The 17,524-nt window shown below is 40.2% G+C and carries 17 protein-coding genes; 9 read left to right on the top strand and 8 right to left on the bottom strand.

Annotation, left to right across the window (positions count from 1 at the left end):
• Positions 1–105: 105 nt before the first annotated feature.
• Positions 106–1,068: a cysteine synthase A gene (gene cysK, locus RS893_RS09370; protein WP_315790929.1), complete on the bottom strand. Its 963-nt coding sequence runs from the start codon at positions 1,066–1,068 to the stop codon at positions 106–108.
• Positions 1,069–1,258: 190 nt separating this feature from the next.
• On the opposite strand from cysK, the gene RS893_RS09365 reads away from it, so the two are divergent.
• A complete protein-coding gene (locus tag RS893_RS09365) occupies positions 1,259–2,809 on the top strand; it encodes a metallophosphoesterase (protein WP_315790928.1) in 1,551 nt (516 codons plus the stop codon).
• A gap of 91 nt (positions 2,810–2,900) precedes the next feature.
• Here the strand turns inward: RS893_RS09365 and RS893_RS09360 are convergent, their stop codons facing one another.
• The 3 genes from RS893_RS09360 to RS893_RS09350 all read right to left on the bottom strand — a co-directional run bounded on the left by RS893_RS09360 (position 2,901) and on the right by RS893_RS09350 (position 5,883).
• Complete coding sequence (locus RS893_RS09360) at positions 2,901–3,314, bottom strand: hypothetical protein (protein ID WP_315790927.1); 414 nt, start codon at positions 3,312–3,314, stop codon at positions 2,901–2,903.
• 769 nt (positions 3,315–4,083) lie between these two features.
• Positions 4,084–4,515: a CAAD domain-containing protein gene (locus RS893_RS09355; RefSeq protein ID WP_315790926.1), complete on the bottom strand. Its 432-nt coding sequence runs from the start codon at positions 4,513–4,515 to the stop codon at positions 4,084–4,086.
• Between the two features lie 231 nt (positions 4,516–4,746).
• Complete coding sequence (locus RS893_RS09350) at positions 4,747–5,883, bottom strand: cob(I)yrinic acid a,c-diamide adenosyltransferase (RefSeq protein WP_315790925.1); 1,137 nt, start codon at positions 5,881–5,883, stop codon at positions 4,747–4,749.
• A 453-nt stretch (positions 5,884–6,336) separates the two neighbouring features.
• On the opposite strand from RS893_RS09350, the gene fraC reads away from it, so the two are divergent.
• From fraC to RS893_RS09335, 3 genes are all read left to right on the top strand, one after another.
• Entirely contained in the window at positions 6,337–6,873 is a 537-nt protein-coding gene (fraC, locus tag RS893_RS09345) for a filament integrity protein FraC (RefSeq protein WP_315790924.1), read from the top strand.
• An 84-nt stretch (positions 6,874–6,957) separates the two neighbouring features.
• A complete protein-coding gene (gene fraD, locus RS893_RS09340; RefSeq protein ID WP_315790923.1) occupies positions 6,958–7,971 on the top strand; it encodes a septal junction protein FraD in 1,014 nt (337 codons plus the stop codon).
• Positions 7,972–8,120: 149 nt separating this feature from the next.
• The gene (locus tag RS893_RS09335; RefSeq protein WP_315790922.1) at positions 8,121–8,900 is read left to right on the top strand and encodes an ABC transporter permease; all 780 of its coding nucleotides are present in this window, start codon (positions 8,121–8,123) and stop codon (positions 8,898–8,900) included.
• Between the two features lie 106 nt (positions 8,901–9,006).
• Here RS893_RS09335 and RS893_RS09330 read toward each other — a convergent pair whose 3' ends face one another.
• The 3 genes from RS893_RS09330 to ureG form a co-directional block, all read right to left on the bottom strand.
• A complete protein-coding gene (locus RS893_RS09330) occupies positions 9,007–9,627 on the bottom strand; it encodes a pentapeptide repeat-containing protein (RefSeq protein ID WP_315790921.1) in 621 nt (206 codons plus the stop codon).
• Positions 9,628–10,017: 390 nt separating this feature from the next.
• Positions 10,018–10,251 (bottom strand): hypothetical protein, encoded by a 234-nt coding sequence (locus tag RS893_RS09325; protein ID WP_315790920.1) that lies wholly within the window; start codon positions 10,249–10,251, stop codon positions 10,018–10,020.
• A 147-nt stretch (positions 10,252–10,398) separates the two neighbouring features.
• Positions 10,399–10,995, bottom strand: coding sequence for an urease accessory protein UreG (gene ureG / locus RS893_RS09320; RefSeq protein ID WP_315790919.1), 597 nt, complete (start codon positions 10,993–10,995; stop codon positions 10,399–10,401).
• 177 nt (positions 10,996–11,172) lie between these two features.
• Here ureG and RS893_RS09315 point away from each other — a divergent pair, with 177 nt between their 5' ends.
• The 5 genes from RS893_RS09315 (at position 11,173) to RS893_RS09295 (ending at position 15,991) form a co-directional block, all read left to right on the top strand.
• Positions 11,173–11,985, top strand: a complete 813-nt coding sequence (locus RS893_RS09315) for an inositol monophosphatase family protein (protein WP_315790918.1) — start codon at positions 11,173–11,175, stop codon at positions 11,983–11,985.
• A gap of 475 nt (positions 11,986–12,460) precedes the next feature.
• Complete coding sequence (locus RS893_RS09310) at positions 12,461–13,417, top strand: DnaJ domain-containing protein (RefSeq protein WP_315790917.1); 957 nt, start codon at positions 12,461–12,463, stop codon at positions 13,415–13,417.
• Between the two features lie 220 nt (positions 13,418–13,637).
• Positions 13,638–14,849, top strand: coding sequence for an ATP phosphoribosyltransferase regulatory subunit (locus RS893_RS09305; protein ID WP_315790916.1), 1,212 nt, complete (start codon positions 13,638–13,640; stop codon positions 14,847–14,849).
• A 131-nt stretch (positions 14,850–14,980) separates the two neighbouring features.
• The gene (locus RS893_RS09300) at positions 14,981–15,589 is read left to right on the top strand and encodes a hypothetical protein (RefSeq protein WP_315790915.1); all 609 of its coding nucleotides are present in this window, start codon (positions 14,981–14,983) and stop codon (positions 15,587–15,589) included.
• Between the two features lie 6 nt (positions 15,590–15,595).
• Positions 15,596–15,991 (top strand): hypothetical protein, encoded by a 396-nt coding sequence (locus RS893_RS09295; RefSeq protein WP_315790914.1) that lies wholly within the window; start codon positions 15,596–15,598, stop codon positions 15,989–15,991.
• Between the two features lie 57 nt (positions 15,992–16,048).
• Here RS893_RS09295 and RS893_RS09290 read toward each other — a convergent pair whose 3' ends face one another.
• Positions 16,049–17,263, bottom strand: a complete 1,215-nt coding sequence (locus tag RS893_RS09290; RefSeq protein ID WP_315790913.1) for a sulfite exporter TauE/SafE family protein — start codon at positions 17,261–17,263, stop codon at positions 16,049–16,051.
• Between the last annotated feature and the right edge of the window lie 261 nt (positions 17,264–17,524).

Raw genomic sequence — 17,524 nt, 5'->3', positions numbered from 1 at the left:
AAATTATCCCTTGGCAGCCTAGTAGTGATTGGAAAAGAGGTGATTCCAATGCTACAACAGGGGGGAACCCGCGCAGCAATGCACTGGCTCCCCAATTAGTCAAGTTTACACTTTCTGCAACCATTCAGTTTCTTGTGGTTCTTGGAAAAGTGATGTACTCAAGTAGCGTTCACCAAAACTAGGTTGAATCATCACAATTAATTTGCCTTCGTTTTCTGGACGCTTTGCAACTTGAATCGCTGCATACAAAGCTGCACCAGCAGAAATTCCTGATAATAAGCCTTCTTCTCTGGCTAAACGACGACCATAGGAAATTGACTGCTCATCTGTAACTTGAATGACTTCATCCACTAAGTCTGAACGGTAGATGTCTGGAACAAAGCCAGCACCGATACCTTGAATTTTATGTGGTCCGGGTAGACCTCCTGCTAGTACAGGACTACTAGCTGGTTCCACAGCGATCGCTTGAAAAGTTGGTTTACGTTGTTTGATTACTTCTGCTACACCCGTAATTGTTCCACCAGTGCCAACTCCCGCCACCAAAATATCTACCTGTCCTTCTGTATCTTCCCATATTTCTTCGGCTGTGGTTTCGCGATGCACTTTGGGATTGGCTGGATTACGAAACTGCTGTAACATACAGGCATTAGGTGTTTGTGCTACTATTTGTTCAGCCCGAACGATCGCACCCCGCATTCCTTCTAATCCTGGTGTTAATACCAGTTTTGCGCCATAAGCTCTAAGCATCGCTTGTCTTTCTTTGCTCATGGTTTCCGGCATTGTCAAAATCAAATCATAGCCTTTGGCAGCTGCTACCATCGCTAAAGCAATGCCTGTATTTCCAGAAGTTGGCTCAACTAAAATATTTTGTCCAGGTTTGATCCAGCCAGCAGCTTCCGCAGCCTCTACCATACTCACCCCAATCCTATCTTTCACAGATGCGGCTGGATTCATACTTTCTAATTTCACCACAATCTGAGCTACTGCTCCCGCACTTTGAGGAATTCTGTTTAAGCGAACTAAAGGAGTTCTGCCTACCAATTCTGTTATATTGTCGGCAATCCGCATCTGTGTTTTCCTTGTTGGCTAAAAAATACATCTAAAAAAGTCTGTATTCAATATACTACTGTTTGTCGGTAGGCTTTTAGAATTTTGTAAATGAACCAAAATAAATAAGTCGATGTGGAGTGTTAGTGGTTAATAGTTTAGTAGATAGTTGTTTCAAGCAACTAATGCTAATGACTAATAACTCTTGACTATGAAATTTGTATCTGAACCAGCGATCGCTGATAAAATTCGTAAGATGAACCAACGGGTAAAGTGGCAAGACCCGTTAGTGGTGCAACGTCACATAGATCAAACTCGGCTAATGCTAGATGACGGTCGGGACGAAGAACCGGAATTTTCATTCTTAGTGATGGGTGACAGTGGTTCCGGGTCACACTATACACATAATCCTCAACGACAAGTTGCAGAATTAATGCTCCCCCATCGTCAGGACTGCCGTTTTGTGCTGCATACAGGCGATGTGATTTATTTAGTAGGGTCAAGCGAGTATTACCAAAAGAATTTCATTGAACCTTATCGTGAGTTTATCTGTGGAGGTGAACAACCCCAGCGTATTGCTTATGACCAAATGGTTTTTCAGTTGCCGATCCTACCTGTGCCGGGAAATCATGATTACTACGATTTGTCGCTTGTGTTTGGAGTGCTATCTCTAGCTACACTTCCTGTACGCAAATTTTTCATCTCCAAACTGGATTTTGATGTTGGTTGGCACGGTTCCAGACAAGGTGATGCCTATGCAAAAGCTTTCCTAGACTATTTAAAAGCTTTCATACTACCGCCAGACCTTGCTCGTCATTTAGATACACACTACACAGCCAAGACTGAAACTGGTCGATGTCTGCGTTATGAGCCAGGAAGCTTTACTCGTCTGCCCAATCGTTACTACACCTTCCGCTATGGTGGCATAGATTTCTTTGCTTTAGATTCTAATACATTCAACGATCCGCCTCCACTACCAGCAACAAAACAAGGAGAAGTTGACCGCCAGATTTTGCAAAAGCGCCGTGTCGAGATGGAAGAACAGAAGCAGGAAATTATGGAAACTTTGACCCAATTAGATACTAATGAACCTGCTGAAGCTGAACAATTGGATGATTTGCGGGTGAAATTGGCACAAATTGAAGAAATTGTTGTTGATATCGACAAGCAACTTGCTGCTGACCACAAAATGGTAGTAGATACTGAACAACTAGATTGGTTGAAGCAGCGCCTGATAGAATCCTGGCATACTAAAGAAGTACGTGGTAGAGTTATTTATTTTCACCATCCTCCTTACGTCACTGAAGCAACAAAATGGAATCAGGCACAAACTATGGCTGTGCGTGATCGCCTGCGTGATGTACTGGATGGAGTAGCAGCAGAGTTAGGTTCTCTGGCTGAGGATCGTCCCTTAGTAGATTTGGTTTTGAATGGTCACGCTCACTGTTTAGAATACCTACAAACAATGGATACAGGTCACGCTGATCGCAATATTAACTGGATTGTCTGCGGTGGTAGTGGTTACAGTTTGCGGCGTCAACGGACTGAAGGAACAGATTTATTAGAAGACCAAAAATTAGTAGCGCGATCGCATTTATTTGTAGGCCGCACAGGACAAGGTTCTCAAAAACGCCGACCGTATTCGTGTTTGCGTATTGATGTTAAAGACGGTTGTCCTCCCAAGTTTATTATTCGTCCTTTGGTAGTCGAACGTTACCAACGTCAATGGCGCGATCGCGAAGTTCAACCATTTACTATTTGAGTACAACAAAAAGCGATGAGTGAGAAAATTCTCACTCATCGCGACGTGCCTTCTGAAAAATTAAATCCCCAGCTTAGCAACACCAATAAAACTAGACCACACCAGGGCCTCTACCTCGTTCGTCGCCCTCCATTGTTAATTCGCCTTGCTTATCTTCGTTAATTTCTGTTAATTCTTCTACGCGATGTGCTGTATCTTCTTGTGCTTCTTGACGCGCATCGCCTGGTACTTCGTAGTACATTTCTGGTTCAACGGCGTAGTTGTTTAACAAACCTTCTTTGTCTACAGTGTAGCCATCTGTGGTACGTATGCTTTCACCAGGATGAGTTTGATCATCAGTGGTAGCACTGGCTTCTTTTTGTTCTGTAGGTTTTGTTTTAAATAAATCTCCTTCTCTTTCTTTACGTGCTGCGGTTTCAGCAGGGACAATATGTGGATCATATTTATTTTCGCGAACGCGATCAGATGTATCTGCTCCTTTGTTATAAGCTTCATTATTAGTCATAATTTATGTGCCCCTTACAATTAATGCATTTTAATCATTCAATCCAAGGACTATATTAGTTTTTTAATAAAGCCAGCCTAACTATCTAAAGAAGTGTTTAGAATATACAAATAAAGATTTTTATCTGTCTAAGGATATATATATTTAACAAATTCCGATTTTTAGGAATAGGTAATTGGTAATGTAAGATGTTACCTGCATAGTTACAATTATAGTGCAAATATAAAGTGGTTATTATAACTTGATTATGATAGACATCTTGTACAAATATTTTTAACCTCACTATAACCCTCCAATATTAAAAATCCTTATCTTCCCCTTCATAGGGGTATTGATACCAAGTGTGTTTAAAAACCTCACCCCCTGCCCCTTATCCCAAGAGGGGACCCCCCATTCCCTCTCAGTAATACCAATTCGCCAAAAGAATGCGACAGATAGGGCATCTTGTAGACGCGATGAATCGCGTCTTTATCCAAGGATGTGTTGCAATCATTAATTGAATTGGTATAAGGAGAGGGGTGGCGTAGCCGTGGTGAGGTAATATCTATGAATGCAACTTGGTACGAAGGGGATTAGAGAAGGGAATTAAATAACTAAAAACATAAGCCAGGGAATTTATATCCTGGCTTATCTTCACAAAATGGAACATATTTTTTTGGTAAGTATGCAGGCATAAATAAAACTTGTTTGTAAACAAAATGAAGAATTTATTTATAGCCTACTATTTGTAATGATGCAAATTTAAATTGATTTGCATCAAACTAGGTAATTAACCCAAAAATTGCTTTTTTACTGAATCAATTTCTGTTACTAATTCTTGTCGTGTGGAATCTTTAAGAAGATAGCGAAAGACGAACCAGATGGTGTAACTAATTCCCACTAACTCTAACACTGGTTGTGCTAGCGGAATATCGTTGATTGCATCTAGTACTGCCAGAATTACCTTAACTGACACAACTGCTGCCAACAGCCAAGCCAGGTTAATCAACAGTGGCTTGTATGCTTGAAAAAACTTGTTAAAGTTTTGGGAAATTTCCTGCCAAAAGCTTGTTAATTCTCTGGTAATGAGCTGCCATTGACTTTCAGATTCCTGAGCTGGAGGTAACTTTGCTAAGTTTTGAGAATCTGAACCTTCAATTGCTGCCACAGCTTCTGTTGAGGGAACATCATTGTATTGTTTTTGCTGCACTTCGGTTTCCATAGGATTAGTGTAATAGTTTCTCTGAGATGGATAATTATGAACGCAGTATTTCCTAAATCTAATTTGTGCAGTTTCATCTTAAGTTTTCATCGAACTTTTGACATAGTTGTTTTTTCTTCCATGAGAAGGAAGAATCATTAGCTATTAATCAAGAGTCCATTGTCAAATGTCAATTGTTCAGAGTTAATAGTTTTTTAACGATTGACTATTGACCATTGACCATTAACTACATTAAAAATCTACTCCCCGCTTAAGTTCCACGCCTTGATTCGCATAGTGTTTATGGCAGTAAACTTCAGAGTGAATGCTAGCTAGGTCGAAATAAGCTGGTTGGTTTTGGCAGCGACCAGTGATGATAATTTCAGTATGACGAGGTTTGCGGAGTAAAGCTTGCACAATTGGTTCTACAGGCAGCAATTCTAAGTCAACAGTGGGGTTAAGCTCATCAAGGATGATGGTTTTGTAAAGTCCAGAAGCGATCGCAGTTTTGGCAATTTCCCAACCTCGTTCTGCTTCCACATAGTCTAACTCCTGCCGAGAATTACGCCAAACGATCGCATCTCGACCACAGCGTTGATGATCTATCACATGTGGATACGACTGTTGTAAAGCTGCTAATGCTGCATCTTCAGTGTAGCCAGTACCACCTTTAAGCCACTGCATAATTAATACACGAGTAGATCCTGGATGATTAATACCTCGACCTATAGCTTGCAGTGCTTTACCCAAAGCACTAGTAGATTTACCTTTACCAGCACCTGTATAAATTTCAATACCTTCAATTAAGAGTGCAGTTGCAGTTGGGTGGTGATGAGGTTTCATTTCTGAGTGCAAATCGGCAATATCTAGCAACTTTTGTGGTGCAGCACGACCAGTTGCAATAATTTCTAACTCTTCTGGTTTAGATGTGAGTGTGTGTACCACTTCATCCACCGACAATAAACCTAAATCCAAGACAGGATTAATTTCATCTAAAACAACAACTGAATACAAACCAGAAGCGATCGCGCCTTTTGCTACATCCCAACCCCGTGCAGCTTCAGACCTATCAAAGGCAGTAATTTCATTTGGCCCAAAAAACTCTGCTCTACCAGTGCGAACTTGATCAATTAAATGAGGAAATCCTCGTTGCAAAGCTGCGATCGCGCCATCTTCATCATAGTCTCGTTCTGGCCCTTTTAAAAACCGCAGCAGCAAGACGCGGTTAGAATTACTCGGTGTATTGATCCCCAAGCCAATTGAGCGCAAAACGACTCCTAAAGCTGCTTGGGATTTGCCTTTGCCTGCACCATCATAAACGTGAATTTGCCCTGTCACCCTTTGTTGACGCACTTGTGCTGTGCGAATTCCAATGCCGTTCCTTGTCATCTCACTAAAAGCTGTAAGTGGCAGTTTTTTATCTTACCCAAGGTCTTGCGTAAGAAGGTAGGGGAAAATTTACTAGCTTAACTGTATTGAGAATTCCTATTTAATTTGCAAAAAAACTCCGTACACCCCTCACACTCCCCACACTTCCCACCTCTGACCTCCCAAAGTGTTACGCTAGACCGCAACTTAGTATCATCATTTGACTAGGTTGCGGCTATACTTTCTTAAGTCATTCAACAAAGGGTATAAGAGAATGAGCAAATAAAGGAATGAGGGAGAAAATAGGATGTCTAAAATTCTTCCTTTACCTTTAATAAAAGATAAAGATATGAACCGACTACTAGCGGTGATTGCCACTAGCAACAAAGAAATACAATTTTTCTCCTATACCCTTACACCCTTATACCCCCATATCTCTATAACCATAGTTAAATTTAGTAACGAACTAGACTTATGCTTGATTTTCCTTTAATTCCTAAAGTCCTGCCCCTTGGTGCAATTTTGTTTAGTTTTTTATTTTTACTGATATCTATTCCCTTGGAAGCCTATATTTTAAATTCAATTCTCAAATTTGATAAAAAAACTTCTAGTTTTTATGCCATTTGTATGAATTTATTTTCCAACGTTATCGGTTGGGTAATATTCTTTTTGATAGAACCATTTCTTTCTATTAGATTAAGATCTGGGTTAATAAATTTAATATTCTTTAATCAAATACTACCTAATCTCATAAATTTGATGATTTTGACTGCTTTTATTATTTTTTTTGGAACTTTTTTAGTGAAATCATTAATATTAAGAGTTGCATTAATTTCATTGACTGATTTTTGGAAACAAGAACCTGAGTCTACTCCTCAAAAATTCTATTCTCGTCGTGATTTTAAAAGAAAATTACAATCAAAAAATATTTTTACTAGTGTACTAATAGCTAATGCACTCAGTTACACTGCTGTTGTGTTAGTTTTATTTTTGATTTTCAGAATTGTATGAAGTTAGTGATGATTTTTTTGAGTTTTGTACTAAACTAATGACCAAAACTAATAAAAATATGACTAGGAATACCAAGGTTGCAATATGGAACTAATTAGAGATTTATTTGCTTTATTTGGGTTTATTGGAGAAATTTACGACAATATAAAAGATTTTTTTATTCCCAAAAGGGCTTTTGCTTGGCAAACATTAGTATATTTAAGTATTTTTTCTTGGTTGATGTCCTCCCTATCTACAGGTTTTGTCAAATCTGCGATCGCCTTTTGTGGCTGGGCATTATTGATAGCAGGGACTGCTTGGTATACAACTGAAAATCCTGTACTTATTCCTGGTACGAATATGCCTATTGGGGCGCTAGTAACTGGATTTTTAGTGAGTGCTTTTGCTTTTAGGGAACCAGGACAAGAAATTACAGCCAGAACAATTGTTTTCTGGCCAACAATTTCAGCACTCATCACAGCGATTCCAGAATTTTTTGAGGGAACAGGGACGGAGTTCAGTACTCAGGTTCCTAAGATAGAAGACCGCCAAAAAATTATTATTCTGGTTGGCAGTTGTATGGTAATTAGTTGTTGGCTACAACTTGGATTTGTAGTAAATAAATGGTTACAAGAATTCCCTAGTTTACAGACAGACAACTTTAGGCGGTCTTTTGTGGTGAGAACAGAACCACAAATTAGTAAAACTCCCAGAAATGGTGTTTTAATTTTGAATAAACTTGAGCCAATCGTGAAAGAGCAAATAGCTAACAGACCTTGGTCAGAAGTAGAACAGTGGTTAAAGACTGCAAATAACAGAGTCAATAGTTTAGGTAGGGAAGTAATAGACGCAAGCTTACGTGAATTTGATGAAAAGTCTTTATGGCGAACGGAAGCGCGTATATCTAGCCTTGATCAAAAAAATCCTGACATATATAAATTGGATTTACTGAGTATCTGGAGTGGGCCTAGTTCCACTGGAAATGAGTATTACTTGAGAAAGTCTTGTCGGGTAGAACCGATTAACGCTTCTAGAAGACCAGGGGAAGTCTTGAGAGTTGCAGATATTGAATGCGGTCGCAGTAGCAATAGGATTATGGGTTCACCACCTGCACTGTGAGGAGTGTGTAGACGCGTAGCGGCTTAAGGCAGGGTGGAGTGTAAGGAGTAGTGAACAAACAACTACCAACAACTAACCACTAACCATTGACCATTAATCAATAACTAACTACAAATGACTAATGACAAATAACTAATGACTAAAAAGCGATGAATTTTGGCAGACTTTACGTAATTGCAACAAATGTATTTCGAGAAGTGGTGCGCGATCGCATCTTATTTATGATTGGCTTTTATATCATCATCCTTGCCACTGCTATCTACTTTCTCCCTGAATTTGCTGCTGCTACAGAAGACAAAATGTTTCTAGATTTTTCTCTGGCGGCGATGAATCTTCTTGGTTTGATTGTAGCAGTATTTGTTGGTACAGGATTAATTAATAAGGAAATTGAGAAACGTACTGTTTTAGTGTTAATTGCTAAACCTATCAGTCGTGCTGAGTTGATCGTTGGTAAATATTTGGGCTTGTTGTCATTGCTAGCAGTTCTGATTACTGCTATGACAGTGATCATTCTTGTGTTTTTGCAATTAGGCAAAGTTCCTTATTCAATAGCTAGTATTCTAATTTCTGCATTTTTTCTATTTTTGCAGTTGTCTTTAATAACGGCTGTAGCTATTACTTTGGGTGTGTTTACTAGTTCACTGTTAGCAACTGTTTTGACCTTTGCTGTGTATTTAATGGGTAATATAACTCAAGACATACTACAACTTGGTCGTCTTGGTCGTAAACATGGAATTGAAACTTTGACTCAAGCTTTGTATCTTATATTGCCAGATTTATCTAGATTAGATGTGAAAAATGATGCTATTTATGGTCTGGCTGCATTACCTAATTTAAGTACACTCATTAGTAATGTTGGTTATGGCTTATTGTACAGCTTGATGTTGTTAGCGATCGCTATCCTCATTTTTTCACAACGGGAGTTTTAGGATCAGGGATTAGGGACGGAAATCAGGAATTGGGAAATAAATTAGGGAGAAATTCTCCCTTGTGTTCCTACTCCTCTACGTCCCCCTTGTCCCCGTTCCCTTTCCCTTATCTCCTAAGATCTACTCGAATTGTACCGTCAGGCATAATTGTTTCATAAAATTTTGCATTCTTAAAATTGGCATTTTCTAGATTAGCTTCGCTGAAGTTTGCAGCCATGAGATTAGCCCATTTTAGATCTGCACTTGTTAAGTTAGCTTGATTAAAATTAGCTTCTACTAAAACAGATCCACATAACTTTGCTTCAGTAAGATTTGCTCTGACTAAATTAGCTTCAACCAGCGACGCTTCAATTATTTGGGCTGCACTTAAGTCAGCTTCCCTTAAATCAGCATTACATAGAGAAGCAGCCCACAATTTACTACCATTTAGTTGTACTCGACACAAACAAGCTTTACACAAATTTGCTTGGGTTAAATCAGCTTGACTTAAATTAGCATCACAGAAATTTACTTGTTGTAAATTTGCTTCTCTAAGATTTGCACCAATAAGTATCGCCCCACTCAAATTTGCGCTACGTAAATCTGCTCCTCTAAAATTTATTCTACTTAAATCAATTCCTCTAAGATCAATGCCACTTAAGTCACATCCACTAAAGTCTCTACCTTCAACATTTCTCTCTATGATTTGACTTAAAACTTTCTCTTGCTTGTCAGCATGGTTTTGCATGTGATTTATTCCTTAATGTGCCTAGATGTAGTAGTAGGGGCAAAGCATTTACTGATAATTTTTTTAGAAAAAATTGTCATCTCAATACTTCGCTCGTAAATTGGCTCAGAGTTTTACTGGTAATTAATGATCAAAGTAACTCCGAATTCCGAACTATAAATTCCAAATTGAAGTGGCTTCATACTCCATTCGGAACGAGTGTTAAATTTTGCCCTGATGATATATGTATCTTGAGATTACACCCCAAAAGCTTATAAATTAGGTAGCAAATCTAGAAAAAATAGGAAAAAATTTTTTATCGGTTGTGAAAGCCATAATAGTACGTTCTCAATGTAAATTTTTTGTTAAATTACCCTGATAAAAATCAGGAAATTTTCATAAAAGAGAACTTTATACTGCCAGCGCGATCGCTATTCTGGCTATCCCCTTATGGCATTCGCATTGGTAATGGTTTCTAATTAGAATATTCTGCAAGATGATTCCAGTAGCAAGATAACCGACAAAAACAAAAATTAGAGCAGCAATTACTAGCAATATTGCACCAAATAACCGCCAGTTACGATTTGTTTTCAGATACAGCGTTGGTGCTGCACAAACTCCACCTAACCTCGTTAAAACTAACATTATTAAAAAAGGTGCGAGTAATGGCAACTTTACTTGAAGTTTATCTGGTACAGATTGAGGTAGGGAGGTGGGGAGTGTGGGGTGTATTTCAGTTATCAGTTATCAAATTCTATTACTCCCTGTTAACTGTTAACTGATTCCTAAGCACTAACAAATATTTTTAGTCACGAATTCAATTACATCTGCTAAACCTGTTTTTGTTTTTAAATTTGTAAAAATAAAGGGTTTATCACCGCGCATTTTTTTGGCATCCCTTTCCATTACACTTAAATCTGCACCAACATAGGGAGCTAAATCAGTTTTATTAATTACCAACAAATCAGATTTAGTAATGCCAGGACCACCTTTGCGAGGAATTTTATCACCAGCAGCAACATCGATAACGTAAATTGTTAAATCTACTAATTCGGGGCTAAAAGTAGCAGCTAAATTATCGCCGCCACTTTCTAAAAAAACTAAATCCAAATCAGAAAAACGCGCTTCTAACTGTTCAACTGCTGCTAAATTCATGGAAGCATCTTCCCGGATAGCAGTGTGAGGACAACCGCCAGTCTCTACACCGATAATGCGATCGCCACTTAAAGCTTGAGAACGTACCAAAAACTGTGCATCTTCCTGTGTATAAATATCATTAGTCACCACCGCAATGTGGTATTGATCACGCATCGCTTTACACAAAGCATCGACTAAAGCAGTTTTTCCCGATCCTACAGGCCCGGCAACTCCGACTCGAAAAGCATTCATAATTTTGTTAGTGGTTAGTGGGTACAGACGCGAGGAACATCGCCTCTGTACATTAGTTGTTAGTTGTTAGTAGTAGGAACACATAGCTGTGTACCCATACAGTAGTTAGTAGTTTTGACCCTTGACTGTTGACTATTGACCCTTGACTATTGACAATGGACCCTTGACTGTTGACCAATGACTAATCTACAAATTTTTCTAGATGTTGCCACAGAAGCGGCGCTAGCTGCTGGTGCAGTTTTGCAAGGTTACTTGGGAAAGGTAGAAGACGCAATTACCGAAAAAGGACGACCTGGCGACTTAGTTACTGTCGCGGATAAAGCTTCAGAAGAAGTCATTTTACAAGTTTTGGGTCGTCACTTTGCTGATCATGCCATTCTTACAGAAGAATCTGGGAAACTGGGAAATCAAGAAAATAAGTTTCTTTGGACGATTGATCCTTTAGATGGTACAACAAACTTCGCTCATCAATACCCGTTTTTTGCTGTTTCTATCGGGTTACTAATCAATGGTGTTCCGCAAGTAGGTGTTATTTATGACCCTTTTCATGACGAACTATTTCGTGCAGCCCAAAATTTGGGTGCAACTCGTAACCGCCGTCCAATCAAAGTTTCAGACACTTCTGAATTAGGTAAAAGTCTACTGGTGACGGGATTTGCTTATGATCGCCGTGAAACTTCTGATAACAATTACGCAGAATTTTGTCACTTCACTCACCTTACCCAAGGAGTACGACGTAGTGGATCTGCATCCCTTGATTTAGCTTATGTAGCCTGTGGACGTCTTGATGGTTACTGGGAACGGGGTCTTTCTCCTTGGGATATTGCAGCAGGGATTATTATAGTGCGTGAAGCTGGCGGAAAAGTCACTGCTTATGATCGCACTCCGATAAAAATTGAGTCAGGTAGAATTTTGGCGACAAATGGATATATTCACGAAATTCTTAGTCAGGAACTCCAGCAAGTTCCACCTTGGTCTGCTTGGAAGTAAATAGGCAATTGGGGTAATGGGGAACTCACCGGTCCCCTGGAGGGGATTAGGGGCAATGGGGAGGTGGGGAAGGCGGGGAGTGTGTAGACGCGCCCTGCGTGGCTTAAGGTAAGGGTGGAGTATGAGGAGTAATAAACTACTAACCACTAACTACTAATGTACAGAGGCGATGTTCCTCGCGTCTCTACCCACTAACCACTAACTACCAACCAATAACCAACATTAGTTCCTAGCCGAGATTTGGGAATTGCGCGATCGCTGACAATGACCCTGGTATCTTTGAACAGATTCAACAGCGCAGCTTCGATCCATTCTTTACAATCAAACCCGTGGGTAAAAGTACAGGTATGAGTATGTTCTTTGTGTCATTAGTCGAGATGTATATAAAGGAGTAAGGAAAAAAACTCTTGCAGGTAAGCTTAGTACTGAAGATAAACTAGTAAGAATCACATATCTTTTGGTATAAAACTGCTCTATGTCTTTTAAAATAGATCGTGGATTGTTTAGATATGATTTCATAGACTACCACGCAATTTTAGGTGTACCAATCAATACAGATACTAAAGATATCCGCAAACGTTATCTGAAAATAGCCCGCCGCCTGCACCCGGATAGTTCTGCTATGTCTAGTAAAATGGAAAAACAGCTAGCAAGCGAGTTGTTGTCAAAGTTAGTTAACCCTGCTTACGAGAAATTATCTCAAGAAAAAAATTATACAGAATACGTTATAGTTCTGTCGCAGATGGGCAAGCGTTTATTCCAAGAATCTGCTTCGGTGGAACTAACTACTGATGTTGCAAAACAATTAGTAAGTATATCTAATGTAGAACAAGCCTATAAAGTTGCGATCGCCAAAATTGCAGCAACTCAATATGATTCTTTGCAGCAATCAATTGAAGTCATTGCTCAAATCAGTGAATTGAATTTAGTTTACCTCATGCGGAGTGCTGGCAAAGCAGTCTCAACGCCACCGCCGCCTGCTAAATCCATCGTTAACTCCAGTACACTAAAGCCAAATACAGCAGCTGCACCTCCACCCCCACCAGCACCAGCCAAAGAAGATTCAGCAGCAGAACAGTATCTGCGTCGCGCTCAAACTTTAATTGACAAAAACCAATTTGCCCAAGCCAAGGTAGAGTTGCAAGATGCTCTGAAGCTAGAGCCTAAAAATAGTCGCTGTCATAGTCTGATTGCACTGGTATATGTGAAACAGAATCAGCTGAAAATGGCAAAAATTCACTTCGATAACGCCCTAAAATTAGACCCTAAAGATCAAGTAGCGTTGACATGGAAACCAAAAATAGAAAAGGCTTTAGGGCTACAACCTAGTAACTCTAAAGCGACCTCATCTCCTAACGCTGCAAGTAAGCAACCAGATAAGTCGGGAGGTGGCGGTTTGTTTGGAGGTTTGTTTGGTGGGAAGAAAAAATGACAGCGACTTGCGCGATTGTGCGATCGCATGATAAGGGCAGCTTACCCATAACCTTCGCTTTGAGACGATACACCAGCTGAGCCTGACACGCTACTCGGAAATTTTCCACCAGCAGCAAGGTGCTGGAGACGAATATTTCTAGCCGCGTTCAAATCAGATAATATTATCCGATATACGAGGAGATGTTGCAGCAAAACGGGACTAATATAACGGAGGGTTCATGGTGTATCAACCACCAGCGGGAGCTAGGGATCTATTGCCCCTTGATGTAGCTCAGAAATGCTGGATAGAAAACAGGCTACAGCAGGTATTTCACCGCTGGGGATACCACAGAATTATCACCTCAACGTTAGAGCGGATAGATACGCTGATGGCGGGGGGTGCTATTCAACGTTCAACTGTAATTCAATTGCAAAATGTTGAAGACGAAGAATTGGGGCTGCGTCCAGAACTGACAGCCTCAATCGCTCGTACGGCTGTCACTCGTATGGCAGGAGTTACCTATCCCCAGCGTCTATACTACAATACCAATGTTTTCCAACGCACTTCGGATTATCGGCGCAATCAACCGCAGGAATTTTATCAAGCTGGGGTAGAGTTATTAGGTGGTGGTGGCTTAGTGGCTGATATAGAGGTATTGCTGTTAGTAGCAGATTGTTTGCAAGCACTCTCGATTAACCACTGGCATTTAATTTTGGGCGAAGCAGGAGTTACCCAATCGCTGTTGCAGGCATTTCCTGCTAACTTACGCAACCAAGTCCGCAATGCGATCGCCCATCTTGACAGAGTTGCGATCGACAATTTACCCCTAACTGAAGAATTACGTTCCCGTGCCAGAATAATCATGGATTTGCGGGGCAACAGTGCTGATGTTTTACAAAAAGTAAGTAGCCTGGATTTAGATGTTCCCCAACAAGAGGCGGTGAATAACCTGAAATCCTTGGTTGAATTACTAGAAAATCAGGCAAATTTCCCATTAATTCTAGATTTGAGCCTGATTCAAACCTTCGACTACTATACTGGCATTTCTTTTGAAGTAGTTAGTAATACCGAAGCCGGAGCAAGAGTATTAGGGCGTGGTGGCCGTTATGACCAGCTTTTAGGACAGTATCACCCCCAAGGCGAGAATATTCCGGGTATTGGTTTTGCGTTATTTATTGAAGATTTATATCAGGCTCTTTCTTTTTCTCAGCAACTACCGCAAACTACACCGCCTACTCACTGTTTAGTTGTAGCAGAAAACCATCATGCCTATGGTGCTGCTTTTGCCTACGCCCAAAAACTCCGTAACTCTACTCATCTAGTGCGAGTAGAAATGGATTTGGGAGGACGAGACGCCGAAGCAATTCGCCAATATGCACGCGATCGCTCTATTGCTCAGATCGCTTGGGTGAAAGCTGATGGCTCAACAAAAATAGAGTCAAATAATTAGAACTCTTGCAAGAGTTTGAGTAAAGGGTAAAGGGAAAGTTTTTCCGAAACTTTGCCCTTCAGCAGTGAATCTATAATTACAACCAAATATTTAATGGTAATGCAAATTTAAGGGTTTAATTCAATAACACTATGACTGGCCAGAATCAATCGTCTGCTCGTTTTCGCTCCGCTACAGAGTTTCCTAAGACTATTGAAAGCCTTAGTCACTCACAGGCAGATCAATTGTACAAAGAAATGCGAGATTGTCTTATTTTCACAAATCGCAGTCGCTCACAACTACTCCGTAGAAATGAAGAACATAAACAATCTACCTTGCGCTTAAAAGCAGACGTAGAACGTCTACAAGTTATGATTAGCCAACTCAAACTAGAAAAAGAACAGCTTGCTTCTAATAATCGACAGATTGTGACAGACCTAGAGCGTGAAATCGCTTCGATGGCTGGACATTTAGACCAACTTTCAACAGCGTTTGATTCTGTCTCAGATGTTGATAATTCAGAAAAAGTTTACTGGAGTTATTTATCTGTTCCTAGTCGATTCTTCAAGTTCCTACAAGCAATCAAAGCAATTGTACTATGGTGGCGTGAGGATAAAGGTGAGGAAACAGAACCACTGAAAGTTACAAATGTCTCCCAATCCTATCTTCCTGGTAACGTTGATGCAGATGAGGAGTACAAAGAAAAACCACAAATGCATACAGATCCTGCTTCACAAGGACGCTCTCTTTTAGATAAGTAAAAACTTATGGGTAAAAAACGAATCACTCAATTACTAGAGGATCTAAAAGAAAATCAGCTTCATGAGCTGCACAATTCCGCAGCCATCTACACAGTTGCACAGGTTGCTGTTAATGAACTGCAACAGCAGAGCTTACAGATTGACGAACCGCCTCTTGCAGCTTTACCTTCTACACCAAAGATAATTGATAAAGCCCAGTTACTTAAACAGTATGGTTCTTACCGTGCTTGTCGTAAAGTAGCTAAAGAGCGAGGAATTAAATTTTCTCGCACTCCCAGTTGGGAACAGTTAGCAGCAGCATTGAGCTATGCAGAGGCTTTTCAACAAATCATCAAAACTTATGTTGAAACATATCCTAATTCAAAACTGGAAGGTACTACATTTGAGTTAAATTTTCAATAGTTGGGGTCTTTTGTTTACTTTCTCTAAAAAAATCAAGCGATCGCATCCATAATTTTGTCATTCAACACGGTTTGATTTACTAACAGATACATAAAACTTTTCTAAGGATAATATTGACCAAAAAAATTTGGTTCTTATTAGCAATACCCCCAGAGTAATTATTCCCAAGAGTATTGTCGTTAATTTATTTCCCAAATAATGGGAACCAATCATCACAGTATGCATAGCACTCAACAGTAAGGCTGGTATAGCCAGTAAATGAATCTGTCGCCAGCGCTTACCTAAAGACTTTTGCAACGAATCAAAACTCGTTACAGCAGCAGGAGTCATCAATACCAACGCCATAGCACCCGCAGTCATACCCAACTGAAAATCAGGTGGTAAGAACCAAAAAGCATCAAGATTCCATTGCAACGAGTGTTCCATCATGTGGACAGCGTGGACAACGGCAAGTACAAAAGCACCTACCCCTAAAGCACGACGATAACGTAAAGGTGCTGCCCACAAGTAACTTATCGGACGAGCAACAAGTGCTAGCATTAACAAGATCAGTGCCGCATGTCCGGTATAATCTGCCATAGTGTCCCCAGTCCGCAGCAGTGTCAGCACACCAATGGTGAGAGTTACCCAACCACCCAAACGAAACAATTGACTGCGTCTGTCTTTACTCAATACAGATGTAAACACACCTACACCCAACATCATCGGCAAAGTTCCCAAACCAAAAGCCAGCATTGTTGCTGCACCCATCCACAAATTACCAGTTTCCGCAGCTTTAATTTGGGCAACATACAAGAAACCACAGGGCATAAAACCCCAAGTCATGCCTAAAGCTGCTGGTGTCCACCAACTGTTTTGTGAGGAAAGTTTGACCATTGCGCTACTCAAGCGGTTGTGCAAACTTCCCTGTAATAAAGGATGTAACACTGGGATTCGCGGCAAGAAGTCGGGTTTGATGTGTCCTAACCCAAACCAAATCAACATAATACCAGTGATAATTGCTATCCACTGCCGTAATTGGCTACCAACTCCTGCGATTTGACCACTAGCAAGTAATACAGAACCCAGTACCCCAATCCCTGCACCAACTAGGGTATAACTCAGCATTCGTCCCAAATTTAGCAGAGTGTGAAATTTGATTTGCTGCCGCCAGTTACCAGCTTCTTGTTGATGAGACAAAGAAAAAGCCACAGCCAAAGGGCCACACATCCCTAAGCAATGTCCAAAACTTCCCAAGAACCCTAAGGTTACGAGCAGCCACAAATCTAACATGCTAAAGCTGATTTTGTTCCATAGGGAACTTTAAGCTAAATATTCACCTCCTGTCAAAAGACGAACTGTCAAACTCTGATGTGTGTTAATAAGTAGTCGTGCAAAATAAATTATCTATTTAGGCAAGGGAACTCTTAACAGGGAAAGAATATAGCGATTTTAGTCGGATACATAACCAAACATGAAAATTCTTATCCCTTATGCCCTCTGCCATCTGCCCTCTGCCTTATTTTCAAGCTAGTATCATAAATTCTAAGGCGC

This window comes from Fischerella sp. JS2, assembly GCF_032393985.1.
In the GTDB taxonomy this organism is placed as follows: Bacteria; Cyanobacteriota; Cyanobacteriia; order Cyanobacteriales; family Nostocaceae; genus Fischerella.
The sequence above is the reverse complement of the archived record's forward strand: the minus strand, read 5'-3'. Positions and strand labels throughout refer to the sequence as shown.

Coding starts and splice junctions, on each gene's coding strand:
- cysK (WP_315790929.1), bottom strand. CDS start 1,068: ATGCGGATTGCCGACAATATAACAGAATTGGTAGGCAGAACTCCTTTA.
- RS893_RS09365 (WP_315790928.1), top strand. CDS start 1,259: ATGAAATTTGTATCTGAACCAGCGATCGCTGATAAAATTCGTAAGATG.
- RS893_RS09360 (WP_315790927.1), bottom strand. CDS start 3,314: ATGACTAATAATGAAGCTTATAACAAAGGAGCAGATACATCTGATCGC.
- RS893_RS09355 (WP_315790926.1), bottom strand. CDS start 4,515: ATGGAAACCGAAGTGCAGCAAAAACAATACAATGATGTTCCCTCAACA.
- RS893_RS09350 (WP_315790925.1), bottom strand. CDS start 5,883: ATGACAAGGAACGGCATTGGAATTCGCACAGCACAAGTGCGTCAACAA.
- fraC (WP_315790924.1), top strand. CDS start 6,337: ATGCTTGATTTTCCTTTAATTCCTAAAGTCCTGCCCCTTGGTGCAATT.
- fraD (WP_315790923.1), top strand. CDS start 6,958: ATGGAACTAATTAGAGATTTATTTGCTTTATTTGGGTTTATTGGAGAA.
- RS893_RS09335 (WP_315790922.1), top strand. CDS start 8,121: ATGAATTTTGGCAGACTTTACGTAATTGCAACAAATGTATTTCGAGAA.
- RS893_RS09330 (WP_315790921.1), bottom strand. CDS start 9,627: ATGCAAAACCATGCTGACAAGCAAGAGAAAGTTTTAAGTCAAATCATA.
- RS893_RS09325 (WP_315790920.1), bottom strand. CDS start 10,251: ATGTTAGTTTTAACGAGGTTAGGTGGAGTTTGTGCAGCACCAACGCTG.
- ureG (WP_315790919.1), bottom strand. CDS start 10,995: ATGAATGCTTTTCGAGTCGGAGTTGCCGGGCCTGTAGGATCGGGAAAA.
- RS893_RS09315 (WP_315790918.1), top strand. CDS start 11,173: ATGACTAATCTACAAATTTTTCTAGATGTTGCCACAGAAGCGGCGCTA.
- RS893_RS09310 (WP_315790917.1), top strand. CDS start 12,461: ATGTCTTTTAAAATAGATCGTGGATTGTTTAGATATGATTTCATAGAC.
- RS893_RS09305 (WP_315790916.1), top strand. CDS start 13,638: ATGGTGTATCAACCACCAGCGGGAGCTAGGGATCTATTGCCCCTTGAT.
- RS893_RS09300 (WP_315790915.1), top strand. CDS start 14,981: ATGACTGGCCAGAATCAATCGTCTGCTCGTTTTCGCTCCGCTACAGAG.
- RS893_RS09295 (WP_315790914.1), top strand. CDS start 15,596: ATGGGTAAAAAACGAATCACTCAATTACTAGAGGATCTAAAAGAAAAT.
- RS893_RS09290 (WP_315790913.1), bottom strand. CDS start 17,263: ATGTTAGATTTGTGGCTGCTCGTAACCTTAGGGTTCTTGGGAAGTTTT.